This window comes from Paenibacillus sp. RC21 (assembly GCF_044907935.1).
GTDB lineage: Bacteria > Bacillota > Bacilli > Paenibacillales > Paenibacillaceae > Paenibacillus > Paenibacillus terrae_A.
Window position 1 is genome coordinate 433,837 of the sequence record NZ_JBIYCS010000003.1, and the last position, 23,159, is coordinate 456,995.

Sequence of the window (23,159 nt, forward strand, 5' to 3'; positions counted from 1 at the left end):
CAAGGAGAAAGTGATAGCTGGCGAGTTACAAGTACTGCTTAAATCCATGGAGACTCTAGCAGTTATCAATATACCTTGAGCTATAAGGGGAAGATTCCGGCCTTCACGCAGCAGCAGAATGATGATTTTAGGGCTGCCATATCGGCCCTTTGTATCGTTGTTCTTTTTCTTTAACGATCAATGACTCCGACGGGAGGTAATTATGGACAAGGCCGCTATGAAATCGCAGTCCATTGAATTTATTGTGCTCAGAATAAGAATTGAAGGCCCCCCTTTACTTTTTCAAAATCAGCATGTATTATAGTTTCAGGCAAGATGAAATCGCTTTATTCCGGAATTTAATTGATTTCTTACAACTACAAAATTTAACTGGGCGTGTTACTGATAATGCAGGCAAGACCTGGGTAGAGTATTCAATGGTACATTTATGTACTGTCGTACTTTATCTGGGTCTTTTTTTGTTAACTTTTCCAGTTAAATGAAAAAGAAGGGGATTATTATGGACCATAAACAAACAGCGTCCCAGATTTTAAAAGGTGTAGGCGGACAGGGAAATATTGAAAGCGTATATCATTGCTCCACACGTTTGCGTTTCACATTGAAGGATGTGAGCAAGGCGGACAAAGATTTTATTGAGAAGGTAGATGGAGTAATCAGCGTAGTGAACAGTGGCGGCCAGTTCCAGGTGATCGTTGGAAATGAAGTTAGCTACGTCTATCGGGAACTGCCCGAAATTGGAGGGTCGTCTCCCGGGCCCACTGAATCTTCAACCAGAAAAAGATTCAGTATCAGCTCTTTCTTTGATTTAATCGCGGGAATCTTCCAGCCTCTCGTTCCGGCAGTCTCTGGAGCCGGGATGCTCAAGGTGCTGTTGTTGCTGCTCTCGATGACAGGGATCTTAAAGACAGCTGACCAGACTTATATCATCCTTAGTAACCTTGCGGATGCAGCCTTTTATTTCCTGCCTGTACTGGTAGCATACTCTTCTGCCGTCAAATTTAAAACAAGTGTGCCGCTGGCAATAGCTGTGAGTGCGGCGTTGCTGCATCCCAAAATGACTGCCTTGTTTACTGAAGGTAATCCGCTGGCATTATTCGGTATTCCGCTGACTCCGGCCAATTATGGCGGACAAGTCGTACCGATCATCCTGATCGTGTTTTTCATGGGGTACATTCAACGTTTTGCCGACAGAGTCTCGCCCAATGTGGTCAAAGTGTTTCTCAGTCCGCTCATTGTTATATTGATTACCGGACCTGTAGCCTTTTTGGCTCTTGGCCCGATCGGTGTTTTCCTGGGCAATGGCCTCACTCAAAGCATTCTGCTGATTCAGGACCATATCGGATTTATTGCAGTAGCCATTCTGGCTGTATTGATGCCTATCTTTGTATCCCTGGGTATTCATAAAGTCTTCATTCCTATTATGGTTTCGTCTATCGCTAATCCGGGCTATGATATGCTGATTCTGGCTGCCCACCTTTGCTCCAACTTTGCGCAGAGCGCCGCATCCTTTGCAGTTGCTACACGCACCAAGAGTTCTTCTCTTCGCCAGCTTGCGATTTCATCTGGTATTACGGCATCTTTCGGGATTTCGGAGCCTGCGCTCTACGGTGTAACGATGAAGCTCAAAAAACCGCTGTATGCCGCAATGGGCGGGGCCGGTGTTGCTGGAGTCTTCGCAGGGCTGATGCATCTCAAAGCCTATGTGGTTGTTGGTCCGGGCCTTGCTTCGCTTCCGATGTTCGTTGGGGCCGGCAACAATTTCACGGTAGCCGTCATTACGCTTGCCATTTCGTTTGTCGTAACGTTTATCTTGGCCAGAATTATCGGATTTGATGAGCCGGTCGACCCGACTGAAAGAACAGTTGCTCAGTCGGTTGCCCAGTCCGTGTCCATCAAAGTGCCTTCAGGCAAGCAAGAGACTGTTGAACTTTATGCTCCTCTTAGTGGACAGAGCATACCGCTGAGCGAAGTTTCGGATGAAGTCTTCTCCAAAGAAATGATGGGAAAAGGAATTGCCTTCGTGCCTGGGGAGAACATCCTTTACGCACCGATGAATGGGATCATTTCCCCCCTCTATAAAAGCAAACATGCAGTGGGACTGGTAACCGATAATGGGGTAGAACTGCTCATTCATATCGGGATAGACACAGTGAAAATGAAGGGTTCTGGCTTTAAAGCGTTTGTGAAAACAGGAGATACCGTATCCAAGGGGGACAAGTTGATTGAGTTCGATATTGAAGCAATCAAGGCTTTTGGCCTGGACCCTACTACTATGATGATTGTAACCAATACCGACAGTTTTACAGAAATTAAGAGCAAATCATTGCCAAATGTACAACCTGGCGATGCTATCATGACATTAATAACCAAAGGAGGAATATAATATGAATAATGCTAATCAATTTCCTGAAGGCTTCTACTGGGGCGGAGCCACAGCCGCCAATCAGATTGAAGGGGCTTGGAACGAAGACGGCAAGGGAGTCAGCACACTGGATATGTTCACGGGCGGTTCCATCCACCAGAAACGCAGGATTACCCTTGAGCTTGACCCGGCAGAACGTTATCCTACGCATGAAGCCATTGACTTTTACCATCATTATAAGGAAGATATTCGATTGTTCGCCGAAATGGGATTCAAGATGTTCCGTCTTTCCATTAACTGGACGCGTATTTTCCCTAACGGAGATGAGCCGGAGCCTAATCAGAAGGGCCTTGAATTCTATGACCGGATATTCGCCGAGCTGAAAAAATACAACATCGAGCCTCTCGTTACGATTGCGCATTATGAGTTTCCATTCCACCTGTCCAAAACGATTAATGGTTGGGCCAGCCGGGAGATGATTCAGCATTACTTGCGGTATGCTGAGGTACTGTTGAATCGCTACAAGAATGATGTGAAGTACTGGATTCCTTTTAACGAAATCAATTGCCTTACCCTTGCACAAAAAGCTTATCAAGCCGGAGGTATCATCTATGATGAGAACGGTGAAACAATCGACCTGACAAGGGACAATGCCCAGCTCCGCTTCCAGGCACTCCATCATCAATTTGTGGCCTCTGCGCTGACGGTAGCCCGCGGTAGAGAAATTAATCCGGACTTCCAATTTGGGTCCATGCTGACTCACTTCACCTTTTATCCGCTGACATGCAATCCTGAGGATATTATGCTGGCTACCCGGGAAATGCAGATGAAAATCTATTATTGTGCCGATGTTCTTCACCGCGGATATTATCCTTCCTATTCGAAGCATTTCTTTGAGCAGGAGGGGGTCACACTTCATCAAGAACCGGGCGATGCGGATATCTTAAGACGCGGAACCATGGATTTTGCATCCTTCAGTTATTACATGTCCGTATGTGTCAGTTCAGATCCCAATCAGGAACAGACCGGTGGCAACCTGCTGGGCGGTGTTAAGAATCCATACCTTCAGGAAAGTGAATGGAAATGGCAGATTGACCCTATCGGACTGCGTTATACGTTGCATACCTTGTATGATCGCTATCAGGTACCATTGATGATTGCCGAGAATGGTCTGGGTGCCGTGGATATCGTGGACGAGGACGGAAATATTAATGATGATTATCGTATTGATTATTTGAGGGGTCACATCAAAGAAATGAAGCAGGCGATTGCCGAAGGTGTTGAATTGATCGCTTACACAAGCTGGGCCTGCATAGATTCCGTGTCGCTCGGAACGGGAGAGATGAAGAAACGTTATGGCTTTGTCTATGTGGACAAGCATGATGATGGCACCGGAAGCCTCAAACGAATGAAGAAGAAATCTTTTGACTGGTATAAGCAAGTCATTGCAAGTAACGGAGATAATCTTTAAGAAGAATAAATAAGCTCAGGGCCTGCTGTGGCAGGTTCTGAGTTTATATGGATACGGGGGTTCTCCACACATATGAAGATTGTCAAAATTCTCAATAATAGTATTGTTCTTGCCGAGAAGGAGAACGGGGAAGATATCATTGTTATGGGGAAAGCTATCGGATATAGCAACAAGATCGGTAATTTCATTGATCCTTCCAAGATCGAAAAAATCTATGTGCTCGAAGACCAGACCTCCAAAGATCTGATCAAGCTCATGGAAGAAACACCTGCCGAATACCTGGAAATCACACGCCGAATTGTGGAAATGGCGGAGAAAACACTGGGTTCTAAGCTGATTGATTCGGTGTATTTCACGTTAACAGACCACCTTCATCTGGCGGTTATTCGCTTTAAATCGGGAATCATCCTACAGAACAGGCTGCTGTGGGAGGTGCGGAAATTCTATCCACGGGAATTCGAAATTGGCATTCGGGCACTGAAAGAAATCGAATCCAGACTGGGTCTCCGATTGCCGGAGGAAGAGGGCGGCAATATTGCTTTTCATATTGTCAACGCGCAAAACCTCGAAGGGCAACTGCAAGACGTTATCTTCATGACGAATTTCATCAAAGATGTTCTGAAAATTATCAATCACTATTTCGGGATTGAACTGGATACGGAATCCATAAACTATTCACGTTTTGTGACACACTTGCAATTTCTTGCGCAGCGTTTACTTGAGGAACGTCCGCTGGACTCCGATAATTTTTTCCTCTACGACAATATAAGTACAACCTTTGCCAAAGAGCATCAATGCACGCTTGTCATTAAATCATACATTGAAAAATCGTTCAAATTCATTCTGACCCGAGAAGAGCAAATCTACCTGACGATTCATATTAGCCGGCTTCTTATGAGTTCAAACGAATGAAGATTCAATTCAAATAGGCAAACGCAAACTCCTAAAGGAGCCTGCGTTTGCCTATTTGAATTGAGGATATGCGCCCGGTATGGCTGAGGCGTGTTCAGCAGTAAAGCTTTCTTGTATGGTCAATTGGTATCAATGAGAGAACCACGAGCTGCTTTGAGCAGCCTGTTCATGATGGCTGCGCCAAGTCCGGTATCCGGGCAGGTCTCAGCGATAATGTAGGTCGCTCCCACTTCATCGAACCGACGCAGCGCGGCATACAAGAAGCGGGCCCCCTCTTCCAGTGAGGATAACGAACCCAGAGAAACGACGCAGGAAGCAGCATCCTTGGCATACAAGGATCTGTGTTCTTCAAAAAGAAGTAGTCCTGTAACCTCGCCCCTGTTGTCCGCATTGCGCAGTAGCCCAGCAGCCGCGTCCGCTACGCGCTGCGGCGAAGCACCGCCTACCAGGCCGAGCCATCCGCGCGGTGCATAATGGGCATATTTCATACCCGGCGCACGCGGTGCCGAATGGTCGTCATTGGCAGCGCCCGGAGCGACTGCTGCTTCTTTGTGAAGTGGGCCCGCCGTATTAGCCTGCGTAGAGACCGTAATACCAGCTACCGCCTCCAGCTGTTCGCCCGTGATACCGCCTGGACGCAGTATGGTCACTGTCCCGTCAGGCTGCACTTGTACCACTGTCGACTCCAATCCGACGCCTGTGGCCCCATCGTCCACAACACCGCTGATGTAACCTGCCAGGTCATCCATCACATGAGAGGCCAATGTGGGGCTTGGCCGACCGGAGCGGTTAGCGCTGGGCCCCGCTACGGGAATGCGAGCCGCACGCAGCAGCGCCAGTGCAGTGGGATGGTCAGGCATCCGTACAGCGACGGTGTCAAGTCCGGCGGTCACGCGCTTCGACAGGACATCTGCCCGGACAGGCAGCACCAATGCCAACGGCCCCGGCCAGAAAGCATCCATTAACGCTTCGGCAGTCTTATTTACACCAGTAACCAGTTCCTCGAGCTGGCTCCGCTCAGCAATGTGCACGATCAGAGGATTGTCAGCCGGTCGACCTTTGGCGGCGAACACGGCTTCTACTGCGGCGGTGTTGCATGCGTCTGCTCCTAGGCCATAGACCGTTTCAGTAGGGAAGGCCACCGTACCTCCGCTAAGTAATAAAGCTGCCGCTTCGGCAATAAACCGCTCATCTTGTGCAGAATACTGCCGTACAGTTTCTCCGGCCGCCTTGGGTGGGGTTAGCTGCCAGTATATAGTTTCTTGATTTCCCTGAGTCTTCCATTGAACAGCAAATTCAGTTGTATCCGCTTTTATCAAGTTCATCACAAACTTTCTTCATATTAAATTGCAGTTCCTCAGTTAAGGCCTGATTGGGCCTTGGTCAACAGCTTGCCATTCTGGAAATGAGAACACGTTCGGCCACACGTTCATTTAAGCTGTCATAGTCGGCCTGTGAAGTTCCCGAGGAGACGCAAGCCACAAGTGTAATCAGAGATAATCATTGCTGCGCCGCCTAACCATTGCTTACTCGGATTGTTCATGGGTACAAAATCTCCTTATCCGTATATAAATAAAAAAATATCGTCTTATATTTTACCATAGCAGATGTCCGCTGTAACTGAGACTATGGCTCTGGTCGTAATTAAAGTAAGGTGAAAGAGAAGTGAATATTATTGAGGCAGCGAACCGATTTAATATAGATGTAGACAATATTTTACAACGGTTTGAAAAGGAAATTACAGAATATATACAACAACAGCAACAAGCCGTAGGACATTATACGCAGCAGCACATATCTGAGCAGTTTACTCGTTTTCTACACGAATTAGCCTTTTATTATTTAAGTAAGGGTATATACCCAGATGGTTTTGAATATTTATTAATATGCTTGGGGAAATCTTCTATTATAAATAATAAATCATGTATAATTAAGTGTATAGGTTTGTTTGAGCTTTTTAGAGAACAGGCATTTTCCGAAACAAAAGCAGCCTACCAAAAACTCATTAAAGAGGTGTACGCAAATGAAAAGAAAAATCGCGATAATGTTGTTGGCGACTAGCTTTCTTTTGGTACTGTTTGTTCCTACTCAGGTACACGATTCTTTAATCAGAGTTCTTTTTGATCAACATGGAAGCGGTTGATAATATATGCTAAACGTTAAATTCTAATTCAGGACCAGCTTAAGGGCTGGTCTTCTTCTATATATCATACATGTTTTCTTTATTTATCCATCATAGATTTAGAAATAACGCTTTAGACTAAGAATGTGAAAGGAGGGATTGGGATGAGAAATAAGAAATTTTGCAACATTCCTTAGAAACGGACAGAAAGAAGCTCTACAATCTGCAAAAGATATGGATCGGATAATTCTAGTGTGCTCAAGCAGTCCAACGTTCTGGATAAAAACTTATCAATTAGTATAATGAACCTTCTATGCAGCACATGAAAGAAACTACTGTGTAAAAAATTCGTTCTTGGGCGAGGAACTTTTGGCGGGTGACTCATTTTATCATTATTTAATAAAATATTTTTATTTCAATAGCCACAGCTATCTTTATGAAATATCAGATTCATCAAAAATAAACAAATAATCCTGAAAAGACAAAATACGACATCGTTTTTTGATATAAACGGCATATTAAAATATTTTCGGCTGTGTGCTAGTCTTTATACTATAAATAACATAAAAGGGTGCAATTATGTTAAAATTTATAAAGAAAATTGTTAGTCCGATACTTGTTATTTCTTTTTTAACCACCTCATTCATAGCATCGCCTGCATCAGCAGACGTAGAAAAGGAATTGACGTCAAAAGCTAAACCCAATTCGTCTTTTTCTACATTGGTAGATAACATTGTGCAAGGAAAAACCGAACTAAGAATCAATACCCTTAAAGAAACAAATGTTACAAAAGACGAAGCCTTAAAACAATATGCTAAAGCTTTTGATATTGTAGAAAAGTATATTGCAGAAAAAAATATTAAAATCAATCAAGATCTCGACAACATTGAATATCAAAGATTTATAAAGTCATTAGGGGTATCACTTGATGACTTTTCAGAGTCTGACAGACAAGAGATTGTGAAGCTAGTTAAGTTTGTGGATTTATACGAAAACGCTGAGAAAAATAAGATTATTAATAACCTTAAATCAAAATTATATGCAAAGTCCATTAATGAGAAAGACTTAGCGGAACTGTTGGAACTTGTACCAGTATCCTTATCTGAGGCTTCAACAGTTGAGGCTCCTACAACTGTTGAAGCCTCAGTTTATCAAGAAAAGGCGGACATAAAACCGTTAAGATATGCAAATGGATACAGTTCAGTTAATGCAAGAGACTATGCTTACAAATGGTGGGATGACCGTAATCCAACTTACTCTAAGTACTACGCCGATTATTTTGGTTGTTCTGTAAGTAGAGCATGTTGGAATGACTGCACCAACTTTGTTTCACAGGCATTATACGCTGGTGGTATGCTGGAATGGGATGGTTTATATTTAACTGGTGATGATGCTTGGTACTTTAGAAATGGCTCCCCCTTTAAACCATCTCATAGCTGGGGGGGTGCAAATAATTTCTATAATCACTGGAAGTATAGAGCTAAATTAGCATCTATTACAAACGATATGTCAATGGGAGACCCAGTAAATGCTGACTTCAATAATGATGGTGACATCGATCATACAGCTATTATAACTGAGTTTACGAATGGCCGTTTCTTTTTGACTAAGCATACAACAAATAGAAAAGACGCTCCCTTATCTACTTGGTATTCAAATGGGTACAAGGTTTATGCATGGAAAATGAGTACTGCAAAAAGAAGCCCAAATGACTGAGGTGTTTTATGCGCTTGATTTGTTTAGTATTATTAATAATCCTTGCATCATGCTCAAATGTAACAGACAGTTCGACCAAGGAGGTTAGTACTGAATATGAAAATGTTCAGGAACTTAACAATTTACCTGTTCCCAGCACTGCCATCGAAGTCGATGAAAAATCTGCTAGAGATTTAAAGAACTATAAAATTCCTCAGTCCTTTGAAAATTTTAATGCTTCATATCAAGAAAAACTCAAAGGTGAGGGATGGGAAATAACTGAAGTCGAGAGCAACAAGGTAATATCAGTAGAGAAAAAAAATATCAAATACTTACTGATTATCACTAAAAGCTCTGACACTCAAACAACCAATGTTACAGTTAGAGATAATTTTTAAGACCCCACACGGGGTCTTTTTTTTACTCTTATTGAGTTAATCAAGCTTTATATACTCAGCCAGCCAGATTCATCGTGAATTAGTGATTTGTTGATATTATTCGTTAGCGACTGATAATCTTATGCTAAATGTTAACTTTAATCAAAGGCCAGCTCAAGCTGGTCTTTTTTCTATAAATCGGACATTTTTTCTGAATTTATTCATCCTCATAATAGAAATAACCTCTTACACTAAGATCATAAAAGGAGGGATTGTGATGAAAAAGCAAGAAATTTTGCGATATCGCTTGGAAAAGAACAGACAGAAGCTCTACGATCTTCAAAAAGAACACGGATTGGATGATGCACGTGTGCTCAAGCAATCTATGCTTCTCGACGAACTCATCAACCAATACAATCGGATCTTCTATACAAATGTAAAAAAGCCGACTGCTTGAAAGCAATCGACCTCTGAGCGAGAAACTTTTGGCGGGTGACTCGCTCTATTATTTTATCATACATGCCTTAAAATCAGAATGATTCATATTAAAAATGTACAGCCTCCGTTGCAAGCAAACGTACAAAACGATTACCGAGCATCTCATTGTGGTGTGCAACGATTTGTTCGCCACTCAGCACTTTACTATTAAATGTACTGTGCGCATCCGACACAAGCACATTATTCTGGTACCCCAGACTGTAGGCGTTCCGACAGGTCGTGTCGAGGCAGAACTCGGTTTGCATCCCCGCAATGATGAGCCGATCAGCTCCCAGTTCCTTGAGCACATTGTCCAATTCGGTTTGGTAAAAGCTGTCCCAGGATGTTTTACGGACAATTCGCTCATGGGGAAGGGGACGCACTGCATCGGCTATGGCCCAGCCTACACTGTTTTCCCGGAAATCCTCATCCGCTTCATCGGTATGCTGCACAAAAATCACCGGTGTACCTGCAGCTCTGGCTCTGGTCAAAAGCTGCTGCAAATGCTCTACAACTTCCTGCTCTCGGTACAGCTTCTCATCATACATAAACATAGCTTGCTGCACGTCAATTATGAGTAAAACGTTTTGTCCCATCGTTTCGATTCCCTCCCTGTATGTTTCATCTATCTTACAATAGCATGTCTTCATGCCTTGCGGCGACATAAGGTGAACTATATAATAAAGGACAAGTTGGCACGGTCCGATTCGGACGAAAGGTGATTAAAATATATGAAAATTTCGCAGGAACAGTTTACGTTCCGTTCTGCCGGAGAGGCTCAGACCGGGACTTTGGCAGGGTTTTTGGCAGCCAAAGCGGTTCCCGGAACGGTGATCGTGCTGGATGGAGACCTGGGAGCGGGCAAAACCGCTTTTTCCAAAGCCTTTGCCAGTCATCTGGGTGTCCCGGGTATCGTAAACAGCCCCACCTTTACGCTCATTAAGGAGTATGAAGGCCGATTGCCCTTGTACCATATGGATGTGTACCGTATTACACAGGATGAGGCAGAGGATCTTGGGCTGGACGAATATTTTTACGGGACAGGCGTATGTCTGGTCGAATGGGGCAGTATTATACCAGATATGTTGCCGGAGCAGCGGCTTCACATGTATATAGAAACAACGGATGTGGAGGAGCGCTTGATTCACCTTACCGGGTACGGCGAGCCTTATGAACAATGGTGCCGCAGTTTGCGGGAGAATGGAGTTTGAAGCATGCAAAGAGAGCATACAGATGAGAATGTAAAGCCGCGTGAGCGGTTTTTGGCGTTAGATACAGCGACGACCGTGATGGCGGCCGCTCTGATGAACGGAAAAGAGTTACTGGGAGAAAGCAATGTCTATGGCGAACGCAATCACTCGGTGCACGTGATTTCCGAATTGGAACGGCTTCTGAACGAAGACGGGCTGACACGAGATGATGTGGACGGCATTGCGGTGGGTGTGGGACCGGGGTCTTACACAGGCATTCGCATTGCGGTGACCGCAGCGAAAACACTTGCTTGGGCCTGGGGAGTCCCGGTGACATCCGTATCCACTTTGCAGGCGCTGGCCTGGGGCGGTTGGAGCCGTGGCACCGAGTCGCAGGGGCAAGAAGCTGGAAGTGAGTTAGCAAGTATACACTCGCCCGGAGAGCAGGCGGCAGACTGGATTGTTCCAGTGCTGGATGCAAGGCGCGGACAGGTTTACACAGGCTTGTTCGCAGCGAATGTGGACGGCAATACCGGGATTCCGCAGCGTCTGGAACCGGATGAGATCCGATTGATGGCCACTTGGACTGAGGACCTGCTGCAACGGCTGGAGGCTTTGCCGTCCGAACAGCGCCCTGCGGTCATTTGGCTGGTCGGTGAAACGGCGGTTCACGCAGAAACAGCCGAGCGCCTGCGTGCATGGAGCGAGCTTCGTATCGTACCGTATGAGCTGGAAGGAAGATGGGTTGGCCGCCTTGGGGCGGATAAGCTGCTTCGTCAGGAACATGACGAGTTACATACGCTGGTTCCAAACTATACCCAGTTGGCGGAGGCGGAAGCCAATCTGCTTCGTCAGCGCTGAAGAGAGCGGTGAACAACATGGCAAAGAACATACAACGGGAAGAAAAGCTGGAGTTTCGACTGATGCAGCTGGATGATATTCCCGATGTGCTGGCGATTGAGCATGAAGCGTTCACGCTACCGTGGACGGAAGAAGCGTTCCGCAATGAATTGACGATGAATCATTTTGCTAAATATATGATTATGGAGCTGAACGGACAGGCCATCGGCTACGCAGGGATGTGGACGATTATGGACGAGGCTCATATTACGAATATTGCCGTTCGTGAGGCCTATCGCGGGCGCAAGCTTGGAGATAAGCTGCTGGACGAGCTAATGCAAACGGCCTCTTATCTGGGGATGGAACGCATGACGCTGGAGGTACGGGTGACGAATCGGATTGCTCAGGGCTTGTATGAGAAAAAAGGCTTTAAGCCAGCGGGCGTCCGTAAGGGCTATTATTCGGATAATAACGAGGATGCCGTGATCATGTGGGCGGATCTTCCCGCACATGGGGCATCCGGTGAACAGGAAGGAAGCGTGCAGAAGCAATGACGCAAGAGGAAAAAGCAGGTACAGGCGCCGCCTCTGGCGAGCCTTGCTATATACTGGCAGTGGAGACGAGTTGCGACGAGACAGCTGTGTCCGTCGTGAAAAATGGCACCGAGGTGCTTTCTAACCTGATTTCCAGTCAGATTGAAACACATAAAGCCTTTGGCGGAGTTGTGCCAGAGGTGGCATCCCGCAAGCATGTGGAGAGCATTACCTACATGCTGGACGAGGCCATGCAAGCATCGGGAATTACGCCCCGCGAGCTTTCGGCGGTTGCCGTGACGCAAGGACCGGGACTGGTTGGTGCGCTGCTGGTGGGCATTGTTGCCGCCAAGAGCGCCGCCATGGCGTTCGGCAAGCCGTTGATCGGAACCCATCATATCGCAGGACATATTTATGCAAATCAGTTGGAGCATAAAATCGTATATCCATGCATTGCTCTGGTCGTATCGGGTGGGCACACGGAGCTGGTATGGATGGAGTCCGAGGGTCATTTTCACCTGATTGGCCGCACACGGGATGATGCGGTTGGGGAAGCCTACGACAAGGTAGCCCGTGCTATTGGATTTCCGTATCCCGGTGGTCCGCACGTAGACCGAGTGGCTCATGAATCGGAGGAAACTATCACCTTGCCGCGTGCATGGTTGGAGCCGGATTCTTATGATTTTAGCTTCAGCGGCTTGAAATCGGCGGTATTGAATGTGATCAACCAGACGAAAATGCGCGGAGAAACTGTTCATGCCGGAGCTATCGCAAGAGGCTTTCAAGAGTCGGTCGTGGAGGTGCTGGTAGAAAAAGCGATTCGTGCTATGCGTGAATACGGCGCGAAGCAACTGCTGCTGTGTGGCGGTGTTGCCGCCAATCGCGGACTGCGGACGGCACTTCGCGAACGTTGCGAGCGTGAAGGTATTGAGTTGCTAGTACCATCTATGAAATATTGTACGGATAATGCAGCCATGATTGGTGCGGCAGCTTTCGCCAAGTGGAAGCGTGGCGAATTCACCTCGCTGGACATGAAAGCCGATCCCGGGCTGTCTCTGGAAGAGTGGTCCGTCCAATCTTAATTGGAGAGGCATTGGCTAGTGAGTAGAAGGTAAGTGAAGAAAGTGGATAGGGACACGACTCATTTGGGTCGTGTCTTTTTATGTAATATATAAGCTAAATTCGAAAAATACGTATACATCTCTATATATAAAATTCAAGAGGCATAAATACAGGAATTTGAGCCGGGGAATTTTACTGTCTAATTCTCCCGCAACATTCGTCATGATGTTGCACGATTTTTCAGCATTCATCAAAAAAATCTGAAATTTAATACTCCCCGAACAATGATATGATTTGTCAAGTTGTGAACAAAGTTATCCACATATCCCGTCCGAAATGTGGATAATCAAGCTCGAAGCAAGCAGCTTAAGACTTTTTTGGGATGCAAGAACAGGGGGCATTTTGCATCTTTAGGTTTTGAGAAATCTGTGGATAATGTGGATAAAAGGGTGGATAAATTTGGTTTTCATATGAAAATGGCTTTTTATCAATAAAAAAATGGCCCTAAAGGCCATTTTTCAATACATTTCATGCACATATTCTGTGGATATCTTTGTGTATAAAAAGACGAATGGGGCAAATGTGAAATTTTTAAGGCCATAATTGTGAAGCAGATCTTACTCCTCTAACAGTTCCTCCCATGATGCGTAGGTTGCTGTCAATTCCTGCTTGCGTGCGTCAAGTTGTGCCTGAATATCCTGAAGCGCCGTGTAATCCTGATAAACCTCTGGCAGAGTCATTTGCTCCTCCAGCCCGGTAATTTGTTCTTCCAGCTCTTTGATTTGATTTTCCAGTGTCTCCAGCTTGCGCTGTCGACTGCGTTCCTCGCTCTTGGCTTGTTTGTCTGCGGCATAGGCTGCTGCACCTGTTTTGGGTGTTGTCTCGACCGTTGCGGATACAGACGATGCTTTGCTGCCTGTTGCCTGACTGGCCTCCAGAGCTTCTTGCGCAATTTCCGCCAGCTCCTGCTTTTTGTCTACATAGTCATCATAATTCCCCAGGAAATGTTCTATTCCTCCAGGATGAAGCTCAATGACACGTTCCGCCATTTTGTTAAGGAAATAACGGTCATGGGAGATGAACAGCAGCGTGCCGTCATAGTCGATTAGGGCAGCCTCCAGCACTTCTCTACTGAACAGGTCGAGATGGTTGGTAGGCTCATCGAGAATCAGCACATTGGCTTCGCGCAGCATCAGCTTGGCGAGAGAGACGCGAGCCTTTTCACCGCCGCTTAAAGTAGCTACCTTTTTCAGTACATCGTCACCACTGAACAGGAAGTTACCCAGCACTGTGCGAATTCGTACCTCCTCCATATGGGGGTACTCGCTCCATAGCTCCTCCAGCACCGTATTGGCCGGGTTCAGGTTCGTTTGCTCCTGATCATACAGGCCGATTTTGATTTTTGTGCCCCAGTGAATCGACCCGGCAGCAGGCTTTAACGTTCCGGTCAGGCATTTGAGCAACGTCGATTTTCCAATTCCGTTCGGACCAATCAGCGCAACGGTATCGCCGCGTTTTAAGTCGAAGGATGCATGCTGAAATAACGGTTTCTTACCTTCATAGGCCACGGAGAGGTCGCGTACCTCCAGCACTTCCTTCCCTGACATATAAGCTGTTTCAAAGGAAAAATGGGCTTTTTTCAGATCCCCCATCGGCCGATCCATTCGATCCATTTTATCCAGCTGCTTGCGGCGGCTCTGGGCGCGTTTGGTCGTGGAAGCCCGCACGATATTGCGTTGTACGAATGCCTCCAGACGGGCAATTTCCCCTTGCTGCTTCTCATAGTGCTTGAGATTGGTTTCGTACTCGGCAGCTTTCAGCTCCATATATCGACTGTAGTTACCTGTATACCGGGTCGAACGATGACGCTCGATTTCAATAATGGTGGTCACCAGTCTGTCGAGAAAATAACGATCATGGGATACGACCAGCAACGAGCCAGAATAGCCGCGCAAATAATCTTCCAGCCAGGTCAGCGTTTGAATGTCCAGATAGTTGGTCGGCTCATCCAGCATGAGTACGTCAGGGGCGAGCAGCAGGATGCGGGCCAGCGCGAGACGTGTTTTCTGTCCACCGCTCAGTGTGGATACAGGCGTTTCCGGTGCAAACGAGCCAAAGCCCATACCATGAAGCACGCTGCGAATACGGGTCTCCATTTCATAGCCGCCGTGATCCTTGAACCAGTCCGACCTTCTCGCATATCTTTCCAGCAGATCGGCATAGCGCTTCTCGTTCTGCGCATTGGCGGGGTCGGCGATTTCCTGCTCCAGCTGCCGCAGTTCCCGCTCGGCTTCGATCAGTGGAGTGAATACGAGCATCATTTCTGCCCAGATGGATCGGTCGGAGTTCAAGCCGCTGTTTTGTGCCAAATAACCAATGCTGGTCTCCTTCGCCTTGAAAATTTGTCCACCGTCATATGATAGTTCTCCAGCGATGATTTTGAGCAATGTCGATTTGCCCGCGCCGTTCACACCTACCAGTCCAATGCGTTCACGTTCCAATATTTGAAGGTTAATCCCGTCCAGAACGGGCTCAATTCCGTAGGATTTCGTAATTCCAGTTACTTGCAATAGCATCGCGTATCGTTCCTCCATTACATTATGCACAGTTTTCCCCGCTTCCTCCGCAGGGTGTCTTCCTTCCAGTTTACATGAAAATACCCACTAATGCACTGCTATCACCCTGTAAACCCTTGAGCCGCGTGTAGTCAATTTGTATAAACAATGATAAACTTAAATGAGAACTGAAAAAAAATGAAAAAAGCTTGCAAGGTACAAGACTTACTGACAATTGGACAAATAGTAACGTTTTAAAGCATTATCGACGATTGTGCGGGAGGACGGATATTCTTTGGATGTCTGGAGTGTGAAGAACGCGCTGCGCTTGCAGCAACGGGAGGCGCGGGACTCCATGGACCCGCTGACGCGGCAGGAGGCATCGGCTGTGGCCTGTCGGCATGCAATTGAGGCATGGGAGCAGCTTAGAATAGACAGAAACGGAGATAGGCTGACGGTATTTAGCTATCTTTCTTTTGGCAGCGAGATTTCTACGACTCCCTTTATCGAGCATTGCTGGTCACGGGGGGACCGTGTGCTGGCTCCCAGAGTGGACCCGGTAACCCGGACCATGGAGCTGAGGCAGATGGGGCAGCACGGCGATATCGTGCCTGGCATGTGGAACATTCCTGAGCCTGCGCCCACATGCGATCAATGGGCGCCTGAAATGTGGTCGGGAATCGACTGGGTTGTCGTGCCGGGATTGGCTTTTGATCGTCATGGGGGCAGAATCGGCTACGGCGGAGGCTACTATGATCGTTTCACCGTACAGGTAGAGGCGCAGAAGCGTGATAACGGCAATGCAGGTCCGCTTTATGTTTCGCTGCTGCTGCCAGGACAATTGCAGGAGCAGGTACCCATGGAGCCGGGGGATTTGAGGGTAGATGTGCTTTTTACCCCGGAAGGTCCCATACATTGCGATATTGCAAAATCAGAAAAAACAAACGATGAATGAAGCGAAGTCGGCATGTGAAAGGAGCTGTGAGGGAGTCGTGGATTCCTTTACTCATTTTAACGAACAGGGACGAGCTCGTATGGTGGATATTTCGGGCAAAGCGTCCACGGTTCGTACAGCAGTCGCCGTGTCGCGGATTACGATGAATCCGGCTACACTCACGGCTGTGAAAGAGGGTAGGATCGGCAAGGGCGATGTTCTTGCTGTGGCCCAGGTCGCCGGGATTCAAGGCGCGAAAAAAACGTCGGACTGGATTCCGATGTGCCATCCGCTGGCCCTGACGGGTGTGAATATTACGTTTTCCGATAATGGACATGATGTGCTTCATATTGAAGCCGAAGTGAAGACTGAGGGCAAGACAGGTGTGGAAATGGAAGCTTTGACAGCGGCTTCAGCCGCAGCGTTAACCGTGTATGATATGTGCAAGGCGCTGCAAAAAGATATGATCATCGGCCCTACCATGCTGCAATCGAAAACAGGTGGCAAGCATGGGGATTTCCAAAGGGAGGACCACCGGGAACCTTGACATAGACAACATGTCGCCGAGAGGGTACTGTGATGTAGTGGAGAATGCAGCGTAGCTGTTTCTGATTTTCAGAAGAGAAAGTATTCTTTCATGATAGGAGAAGGGTGATCTTATGGTGTGGAAAACGGCGATCCTGACAGCCAGTGATAAAGGGGCGAGGGGAGAGCGTGAGGATACAAGCGCACAGGTCATCCGGGAACTCATCGAAGAAGAGCTGGGCGGAGAGATTGTGGAGTACCGGATCGTTCCCGATGAACCGGATGAAATTATTGCGGCTTTAATCGAAATGACCGATTATTTTCATGCAGACCTGGTGCTGACGACGGGCGGAACCGAGCTGGCAATCCGTGATGTGACACCCGAGGCGACTCGGCGGGTCGTGGAACGGGAAGTGCCCGGCATGGCGGAAGCGATGCGTATGATTGTGATGCAGAAAAATCCGGCGGCCATGCTTTTTCGTGGAATCGTAGGGATCCGGGGGCGTACGCTGATCGTGAATTTGCCGGGAACGCCCAAGGGCGTGCATGAAAATTTGGCGGCTATTATGGATCAATTGCCAGAGGCGCTTCTTATGGTGACAGGCCAGTTCCGGTAGAAGGCAGCACGTCGAGTGTGGTATGATATCCGTAAGAATTTACATGACTGTATGCGGGCTAACTATACAAGAAACATATAACGGACAAGTAGGGTACCCATGGTTGTTTCTGCGTCTGTATACCAGATGCTGTTTCTTGTTTTTAGTTTTTGCCCGTCAACATAAGGAGGATAACACTCATGCCTAATATCGGAGCACCGGGTTATATTTTGTTAATTATTCTGGCGCTGCTGCTATTCGGTCCGAACAAGCTGCCTGAGCTGGGTCGCGCTGTGGGGCGTACATTCCGTGAGTTTAAAAACGGAGCACGTGACATTTTGTCTGAAGACCAGCGGACTGAACGCAAAGACAGTAAGGATAGTACGGCCAAAGCATCCCAGACGACGGCTTCAGAAGTGCAGCCCCAGCCGGAGGATAAACGGTTATCTTAGGTTAGTTTCATTTTTGATGCCTTTTACAATTTCAAGAAGAGCCTCTTCTCCAGGGAAGGGCTTTATTTTTTAGGAGGCGCAGCTGCGTCCGATCCAGAAAGGAGGAGCGAGTTTGACCCCACCAGAGCATGAAATGCCGCTCATGGAGCATCTGGGCGAGCTACGTCGTAGAATCATTTATGTGCTGATTGTATTTGTTCTGGCACTGGCTGGTGGTTTATTCGCCGCAGGTCCTGTCTATGACTGGCTTATTCGCTCCGGTTCGGCGCAGGCTTTTCAGCTGAATGCATTTTCCTTCTGGGACGGAATAGGCATCTATATGAAGATCGCCATGCTGATCGGAATTGCGGTTGCACTGCCGTTTGCATGCTACCAGCTGTGGAAGTTTGTTAGTCCAGGCTTGCGACCGCAAGAACGGAATGCGACTTTGCGGTATGTGCCTTATGTGCTGCTGCTGTTTGTGATTGGTGCAGCTTTTGCCTATTTTATTGTTTTCCCGATGGCGATTCAGTTTACGTCGTCTGTCACCAAAAGTATGGGACTGCATGAAACGTATGGCATCGCCCAATATTTCACCTTCATGTTTAATATTGTGCTGCCTGTGGCTCTGTTGTTTGAATTGCCGCTACTCATCATGTTCCTGACGGGAATTCGGGTACTCACTCCGATGAGGCTTCGCAAATGGCGGAAAATTTCTTATTTTTTGCTTGTCTTTGTCGCTGTCGTCATAACTCCCCCGGATTTTATCTCCGACTTCCTGGTGGCGATCCCGTTACTGGTGCTGTATGAAGTGAGTGTGTATATGTCGGCAGTGGTGTACCGCAGGCAACTGCGTGCAGACGAAGAACGGGAGGCACAACTGCGTGTAGCACCGGAGCGGTAACAGGTAGAGCCCGAATTTCTGTGCAAAACGGTATCTTCGTGTTCTGGAGCTACATGGCAACTTGCAGACCTTGAAGATCAGGGATTGGCAGATCATGAAAAGCAGCAGCTTAGCTGCCATAAAAATAACCATTAGCCTGAGGTAACGGTTATTTTTATGGCAGATGGATATAATCGAGAAGGGTCGGCCATAGAAATTCCCATAAAAAATACATCAGGGACTTGAAATTCAATCTCAAGTTGAGTATCATAAAGTTGGTTGTTAGCACTGACGAGTGTCGAGTGCTAATACATACAACATAACAACCGTATAACGGAATAAAACACTTAATAAGGAGGCTATTTTTTCATGATCAAACCTTTGGGTGAACGCGTATTGGTGGAAGCAATTGAGCAAGAACAAACGACTTCCTTCGGAATCGTACTTCCTGACTCTGCTAAGGAAAAGCCGCAAGAAGGCAAAATTATCGCGGTTGGCGCAGGCGCATTGAAAGACGGTGCCCGCATTCCTCTGGAAGTAAAAGAAGGCGACCGTGTAATCTTCTCTAAATACGCTGGAACGGAAATCAAATATGAAGGTAAAGAATATTTGATTATGAAAGAAAGCGATATCCACGCGATCATTGGTTAACCGGAATCCGGACAAGACCTGAATATAGGAATCGAACAAATCATTCATAATCCATGGGAGGTTTATCGCAAATGGCAAAAGACATTAAATTTAGTGAAGACGCTCGTCGCTCCATGCTTCGTGGGGTAGATGCATTGGCTAACGCTGTTAAAGTAACACTCGGACCGAAAGGCCGTAACGTTGTACTGGAGAAAAAATTCGGTAGCCCGCTCATCACAAATGACGGTGTAACGATTGCAAAAGAAATCGAGCTGGAAGACGCTTTCGAAAACATGGGCGCTCAACTGGTTAAAGAAGTAGCAACCAAAACCAACGATGTAGCTGGTGACGGTACGACAACCGCTACTGTTTTGGCTCAAGCCCTCATCACAGAAGGTTTGAAAAACGTAACTGCTGGTGCAAGCCCGATCGGTATCCGTAAAGGGATCGACAAAGCGGTTAAAGCAGCTGTTGCTGAACTGCAAGCGATCTCCAAACCAATCGAAAGCAAACAATCCATTGCACAAGTAGCCGGTATTTCCGCTGCTGACGACGAAGTAGGCGAACTGATCGCTGAAGCTATGGAAAAAGTGGGTAAAGACGGTGTGATCACGGTTGAAGAATCCCGCGGTTTTGCAACTGAGCTGGAAGTGGTTGAAGGTATGCAGTTTGACCGTGGCTACATTTCCCCGTACATGATTACAGATACGGACAAAATGGAAGCTGTGCTGGACAATCCGTATATCCTGATCACAGACAAAAAAATCACGAACACACAAGAAATTTTGCCTTTGCTTGAGAAAATCGTACAACAAGGCAAACCGCTCGTGCTGATCGCTGAAGACATCGAAGGCGAAGCGCTGGCTATGCTCGTTGTTAACAAACTGCGTGGTACATTCAACGCTGTAGCTGTTAAAGCTCCAGGCTTTGGTGACCGTCGCAAAGCAATGCTGCAAGATATCGCTGCCCTGACAGGCGGTCAAGTGATTACGGAAGAACTGGGTCTGGACCTGAAAACTGCTTCCGTAGACCAACTGGGTACAGCACGTCAAGTGCGTATCACGAAGGAAAATACGATTGTGGTTGACGGCGCTGGAAACAAAGCCGACATCGACGCTCGTGTTAGCCAAATCCGTACACAACTGGAAGAAACGACTTCCGAGTTCGACAAAGAGAAACTGCAAGAGCGTCTGGCTAAATTGTCCGGCGGCGTAGCGGTTATCAAAGTCGGTGCGGCTACTGAAACAGAATTGAAAGAACGCAAACTGCGCATCGAAGATGCCCTGAACGCAACCCGTGCTGCCGTTGAAGAAGGTATCGTATCCGGTGGTGGTGTAGCGCTCCTGAACGTATACAGCGCTGTTGCAGCCGTTGAACTGCAAGGCGACGAGCAAACAGGCGTGAACATCGTATTGCGCGCTCTGGAAGCTCCAATCCGCACGATCGCTGCTAACGCGGGTGAAGAAGGCTCCGTAATCGTTGAGCGTCTGAAACGTGAAAAAGTTGGCGTAGGCTTTAACGCAGCTACTGGCGACTGGGTAAACATGATCGACGCTGGTATCGTTGACCCTGCAAAAGTAACCCGTTATGCATTGCAAAACGCTGCTTCCGTAGCAGCAATGTTCCTGACTACCGAAGCAGTTATCGCTGATAAGCCAGAACCAGAAAAGGCTGCAATGCCTGACATGGGCGGCATGGGTGGAATGGGCGGAATGATGTAATTTTTCAGCCCTTACATTTGTGAAATAGTTTAGGCTATTTTCGCTCATTGTGAGAACTGGTTACGTGAAAAACTAATTTTTAAAGTATAGACTACTTCCTAAACCAAGGAGGTAGTCTTTTTTTATGTTATTGAAATTTGCTTATCAGGATTTTTTTGATGACAGACGGTTCAAAAATACTACGCAGAAGAACATTGAAACTATCAAACCATGTTTGGTGAGTTTGTGGAGTTTATTTTTGATTGGTGGGCATTTTGCGATGGAAATTAAAGGATTGGTAAAGGTCATGATCTCTCGCCCTCATGCATTGACTAAATGACAAGCAATATGTATGATGAGTTAGGCAACATAAAAGCAACTAAAACAACAAGAAGACTATATTTATACAAACAGAACGAAGTGAAAAACATGCGAGGTATCGTACAATTTGAATGTGAATGAGGGATATGCTTGGGAGAGGGTATGATCGGAAAGTCTGGGTTTACTCGGGAGATGAAGGGATTAGTTATTCCTTCTGTGCTACAAATGCTTGTTGCTAATTCATTTTCTCTAGTGAATATGCTAATGGTGACCAGCTTGGGAGATGGGGCAGTTGCTATCACCGCTGCAGTAGGCAGAATCAGCTTCATTTTATCGATGATCCTTACAGCAGTCTATGGGATGACTGCTTATATGACCCAGTACCACGGAAAACAGCAGCATACGCTTATGCGAGCAACATTCGGTTTTATGCTGTTGACGGGAATCTGCATCAGTCTTCTGGCGTTTGTTGTTGTGTGGATCTGGAAGGAGCCGATTCTTTCTCTATTTATTAAGGACATTGAAATACTGCAGCTTGGTATTCAATACCTCACGATTATGGTTTTTGTTTTTCTGATCAGTGCGATTAGAGATGCTTATGCTCAGGCGCTGGGATCTATAGGGAAGGTTAGGGTAACTTTATATGTCGGTCTATGTGCGATGGCGATTAATATTACACTCGACTATGGGCTGATTTACGGGAAGTTGGGTTTACCCAATCTGGGTGTTGCAGGAGCGGCATGGGGAACGTTGATAGCTTCAGGTACGAGTTTTCTGTTTTTGTTTGTTTTCATTTATTGCAAATCGTATTATTTAAATATTCGATTCCAAGAGCTGTTCAGTTTACCTCTGATACTGCGCAAGCAGGTGGTGAAAACGATAACCCCACTAGTGTTTCACGAAGGCATGTGGTCGATCGGAAATATGCTGTATACCGTAGCTTTTGGATCATTAAGCATCGCGGCATTGACTACATTCCAGCTTGCGAATACGCTACAAGGATATTTTATGATGGGGATTCACGGATTTGCCTACGCAGCAAAAGTGATGATCGGACAAAAGCTGGGACAGGACAAGCAGGAGCAGGCGCTGGATTATGCTCGCAGATTTACTCGGATTTCGGTCATTACGGGTATAATCGTTAGTGTTGTCATGATGATGGTTTCGCCGTTTGTGTCCTTTATTTTTCCTTACTTGAGTGGGGAGGTTCACGCTTCTTTAGGAAATATCCTTCTGCTGCAGGCTGTGGCAATGACCGCATTTTTCTTGAATAATGTATGGATTGTCGGTATGTTTAGAGCAGGTGGAGATAATTTGTTTACGATGAGCATGATTTTAATTACAACATGGGCCATTGCATTACCGGCAGTATTTGTTGGGGCATATGTGCTCCGTCTGCCGCTGGAATGGGTGTATGCATTATTTTTGTGTGAAGAGATGAGCAAGGCCTTCATAGGGTATAAACGTTATCGCTCCCAGAAATGGATGCGGAATTTGGTTAAGAATGTCCCTGAGACGCCTTCCTCGGCGTTATCTTTATAAT

Annotated in this window: 24 protein-coding genes; 21 read left to right on the forward strand and 3 right to left on the reverse strand. The window is 46.6% G+C overall.

Features of this window, described 5'->3' with window-relative positions; genetic code table 11:
- Positions 1-499 precede the first annotated feature (499 nt).
- The 3 genes from ABIA61_RS11730 to licT all read left to right on the forward strand — a co-directional run bounded on the left by ABIA61_RS11730 (position 500) and on the right by licT (position 4,745).
- On the forward strand, positions 500-2,383 hold the full coding sequence (locus ABIA61_RS11730; protein ID WP_283654995.1) for a beta-glucoside-specific PTS transporter subunit IIABC: 1,884 nt from the start codon (positions 500-502) through the stop codon (positions 2,381-2,383).
- Between the two features lies 1 nt (position 2,384).
- Complete coding sequence (locus tag ABIA61_RS11735) at positions 2,385-3,833, forward strand: glycoside hydrolase family 1 protein (protein WP_404580764.1); 1,449 nt, start codon at positions 2,385-2,387, stop codon at positions 3,831-3,833.
- Positions 3,834-3,905: 72 nt separating this feature from the next.
- Positions 3,906-4,745, forward strand: coding sequence for a BglG family transcription antiterminator LicT (gene licT / locus ABIA61_RS11740; RefSeq protein WP_283654997.1), 840 nt, complete (start codon positions 3,906-3,908; stop codon positions 4,743-4,745).
- A gap of 119 nt (positions 4,746-4,864) precedes the next feature.
- Here the strand turns inward: licT and ABIA61_RS11745 are convergent, their stop codons facing one another.
- Positions 4,865-6,070: an L-threonylcarbamoyladenylate synthase gene (locus tag ABIA61_RS11745; protein WP_404580765.1), complete on the reverse strand. Its 1,206-nt coding sequence runs from the start codon at positions 6,068-6,070 to the stop codon at positions 4,865-4,867.
- A gap of 340 nt (positions 6,071-6,410) precedes the next feature.
- Here ABIA61_RS11745 and ABIA61_RS11750 point away from each other — a divergent pair, with 340 nt between their 5' ends.
- The 4 genes from ABIA61_RS11750 (at position 6,411) to ABIA61_RS11765 (ending at position 9,396) form a co-directional block, all read left to right on the forward strand.
- Positions 6,411-6,806, forward strand: coding sequence for a hypothetical protein (locus ABIA61_RS11750; protein WP_404520270.1), 396 nt, complete (start codon positions 6,411-6,413; stop codon positions 6,804-6,806).
- Positions 6,807-7,446: 640 nt separating this feature from the next.
- Positions 7,447-8,583, forward strand: a complete 1,137-nt coding sequence (locus ABIA61_RS11755; RefSeq protein ID WP_404580766.1) for an amidase domain-containing protein — start codon at positions 7,447-7,449, stop codon at positions 8,581-8,583.
- 14 nt (positions 8,584-8,597) lie between these two features.
- Positions 8,598-8,960, forward strand: coding sequence for a hypothetical protein (locus tag ABIA61_RS11760; RefSeq protein WP_404580767.1), 363 nt, complete (start codon positions 8,598-8,600; stop codon positions 8,958-8,960).
- Between the two features lie 256 nt (positions 8,961-9,216).
- Complete coding sequence (locus tag ABIA61_RS11765) at positions 9,217-9,396, forward strand: aspartyl-phosphate phosphatase Spo0E family protein (protein ID WP_283655001.1); 180 nt, start codon at positions 9,217-9,219, stop codon at positions 9,394-9,396.
- A gap of 88 nt (positions 9,397-9,484) precedes the next feature.
- Here ABIA61_RS11765 and ABIA61_RS11770 read toward each other — a convergent pair whose 3' ends face one another.
- A complete protein-coding gene (locus ABIA61_RS11770) occupies positions 9,485-10,012 on the reverse strand; it encodes a cysteine hydrolase family protein (protein WP_283655002.1) in 528 nt (175 codons plus the stop codon).
- A 135-nt stretch (positions 10,013-10,147) separates the two neighbouring features.
- Here ABIA61_RS11770 and tsaE point away from each other — a divergent pair, with 135 nt between their 5' ends.
- The 5 genes from tsaE (at position 10,148) to ABIA61_RS11795 (ending at position 13,535) form a co-directional block, all read left to right on the forward strand.
- Positions 10,148-10,627 (forward strand): tRNA (adenosine(37)-N6)-threonylcarbamoyltransferase complex ATPase subunit type 1 TsaE, encoded by a 480-nt coding sequence (gene tsaE, locus ABIA61_RS11775; protein ID WP_283655003.1) that lies wholly within the window; start codon positions 10,148-10,150, stop codon positions 10,625-10,627.
- Between the two features lie 3 nt (positions 10,628-10,630).
- Positions 10,631-11,467 (forward strand): tRNA (adenosine(37)-N6)-threonylcarbamoyltransferase complex dimerization subunit type 1 TsaB, encoded by an 837-nt coding sequence (tsaB, locus tag ABIA61_RS11780; protein WP_404520263.1) that lies wholly within the window; start codon positions 10,631-10,633, stop codon positions 11,465-11,467.
- Positions 11,468-11,484: 17 nt separating this feature from the next.
- Entirely contained in the window at positions 11,485-12,000 is a 516-nt protein-coding gene (rimI, locus tag ABIA61_RS11785) for a ribosomal protein S18-alanine N-acetyltransferase (protein ID WP_283655005.1), read from the forward strand.
- Positions 11,997-13,061, forward strand: coding sequence for a tRNA (adenosine(37)-N6)-threonylcarbamoyltransferase complex transferase subunit TsaD (gene tsaD, locus ABIA61_RS11790; protein ID WP_404580768.1), 1,065 nt, complete (start codon positions 11,997-11,999; stop codon positions 13,059-13,061). The genes rimI and tsaD overlap by 4 nt, the downstream gene beginning before the upstream one ends.
- A gap of 318 nt (positions 13,062-13,379) precedes the next feature.
- On the forward strand, positions 13,380-13,535 hold the full coding sequence (locus tag ABIA61_RS11795; RefSeq protein WP_404580769.1) for a hypothetical protein: 156 nt from the start codon (positions 13,380-13,382) through the stop codon (positions 13,533-13,535).
- Positions 13,536-13,658: 123 nt separating this feature from the next.
- Here ABIA61_RS11795 and ABIA61_RS11800 read toward each other — a convergent pair whose 3' ends face one another.
- Positions 13,659-15,617: an ABC-F family ATP-binding cassette domain-containing protein gene (locus ABIA61_RS11800; protein WP_404580770.1), complete on the reverse strand. Its 1,959-nt coding sequence runs from the start codon at positions 15,615-15,617 to the stop codon at positions 13,659-13,661.
- A 274-nt stretch (positions 15,618-15,891) separates the two neighbouring features.
- Between ABIA61_RS11800 and ABIA61_RS11805 the strand changes: the two genes are divergently transcribed.
- The 9 genes from ABIA61_RS11805 (at position 15,892) to ABIA61_RS11845 (ending at position 23,158) form a co-directional block, all read left to right on the forward strand.
- The gene (locus ABIA61_RS11805) at positions 15,892-16,551 is read left to right on the forward strand and encodes a 5-formyltetrahydrofolate cyclo-ligase (protein WP_283655008.1); all 660 of its coding nucleotides are present in this window, start codon (positions 15,892-15,894) and stop codon (positions 16,549-16,551) included.
- Positions 16,552-16,588: 37 nt separating this feature from the next.
- The gene (gene moaC / locus ABIA61_RS11810; protein ID WP_137061965.1) at positions 16,589-17,077 is read left to right on the forward strand and encodes a cyclic pyranopterin monophosphate synthase MoaC; all 489 of its coding nucleotides are present in this window, start codon (positions 16,589-16,591) and stop codon (positions 17,075-17,077) included.
- 112 nt (positions 17,078-17,189) lie between these two features.
- Positions 17,190-17,672, forward strand: a complete 483-nt coding sequence (locus tag ABIA61_RS11815; protein ID WP_013309212.1) for a MogA/MoaB family molybdenum cofactor biosynthesis protein — start codon at positions 17,190-17,192, stop codon at positions 17,670-17,672.
- Positions 17,673-17,851: 179 nt separating this feature from the next.
- Positions 17,852-18,103, forward strand: a complete 252-nt coding sequence (locus tag ABIA61_RS11820) for a twin-arginine translocase TatA/TatE family subunit (RefSeq protein ID WP_283655009.1) — start codon at positions 17,852-17,854, stop codon at positions 18,101-18,103.
- A gap of 112 nt (positions 18,104-18,215) precedes the next feature.
- Positions 18,216-18,986, forward strand: a complete 771-nt coding sequence (tatC, locus tag ABIA61_RS11825; protein ID WP_404520259.1) for a twin-arginine translocase subunit TatC — start codon at positions 18,216-18,218, stop codon at positions 18,984-18,986.
- A 348-nt stretch (positions 18,987-19,334) separates the two neighbouring features.
- A complete protein-coding gene (gene groES, locus ABIA61_RS11830) occupies positions 19,335-19,616 on the forward strand; it encodes a co-chaperone GroES (protein WP_025685233.1) in 282 nt (93 codons plus the stop codon).
- Positions 19,617-19,687: 71 nt separating this feature from the next.
- Positions 19,688-21,316: a chaperonin GroEL gene (gene groL / locus ABIA61_RS11835; protein WP_025685232.1), complete on the forward strand. Its 1,629-nt coding sequence runs from the start codon at positions 19,688-19,690 to the stop codon at positions 21,314-21,316.
- A 124-nt stretch (positions 21,317-21,440) separates the two neighbouring features.
- Complete coding sequence (locus ABIA61_RS11840) at positions 21,441-21,635, forward strand: hypothetical protein (RefSeq protein WP_404520256.1); 195 nt, start codon at positions 21,441-21,443, stop codon at positions 21,633-21,635.
- Positions 21,636-21,778: 143 nt separating this feature from the next.
- The gene (locus tag ABIA61_RS11845; protein ID WP_404580771.1) at positions 21,779-23,158 is read left to right on the forward strand and encodes an MATE family efflux transporter; all 1,380 of its coding nucleotides are present in this window, start codon (positions 21,779-21,781) and stop codon (positions 23,156-23,158) included.
- Position 23,159 lies beyond the last annotated feature (1 nt).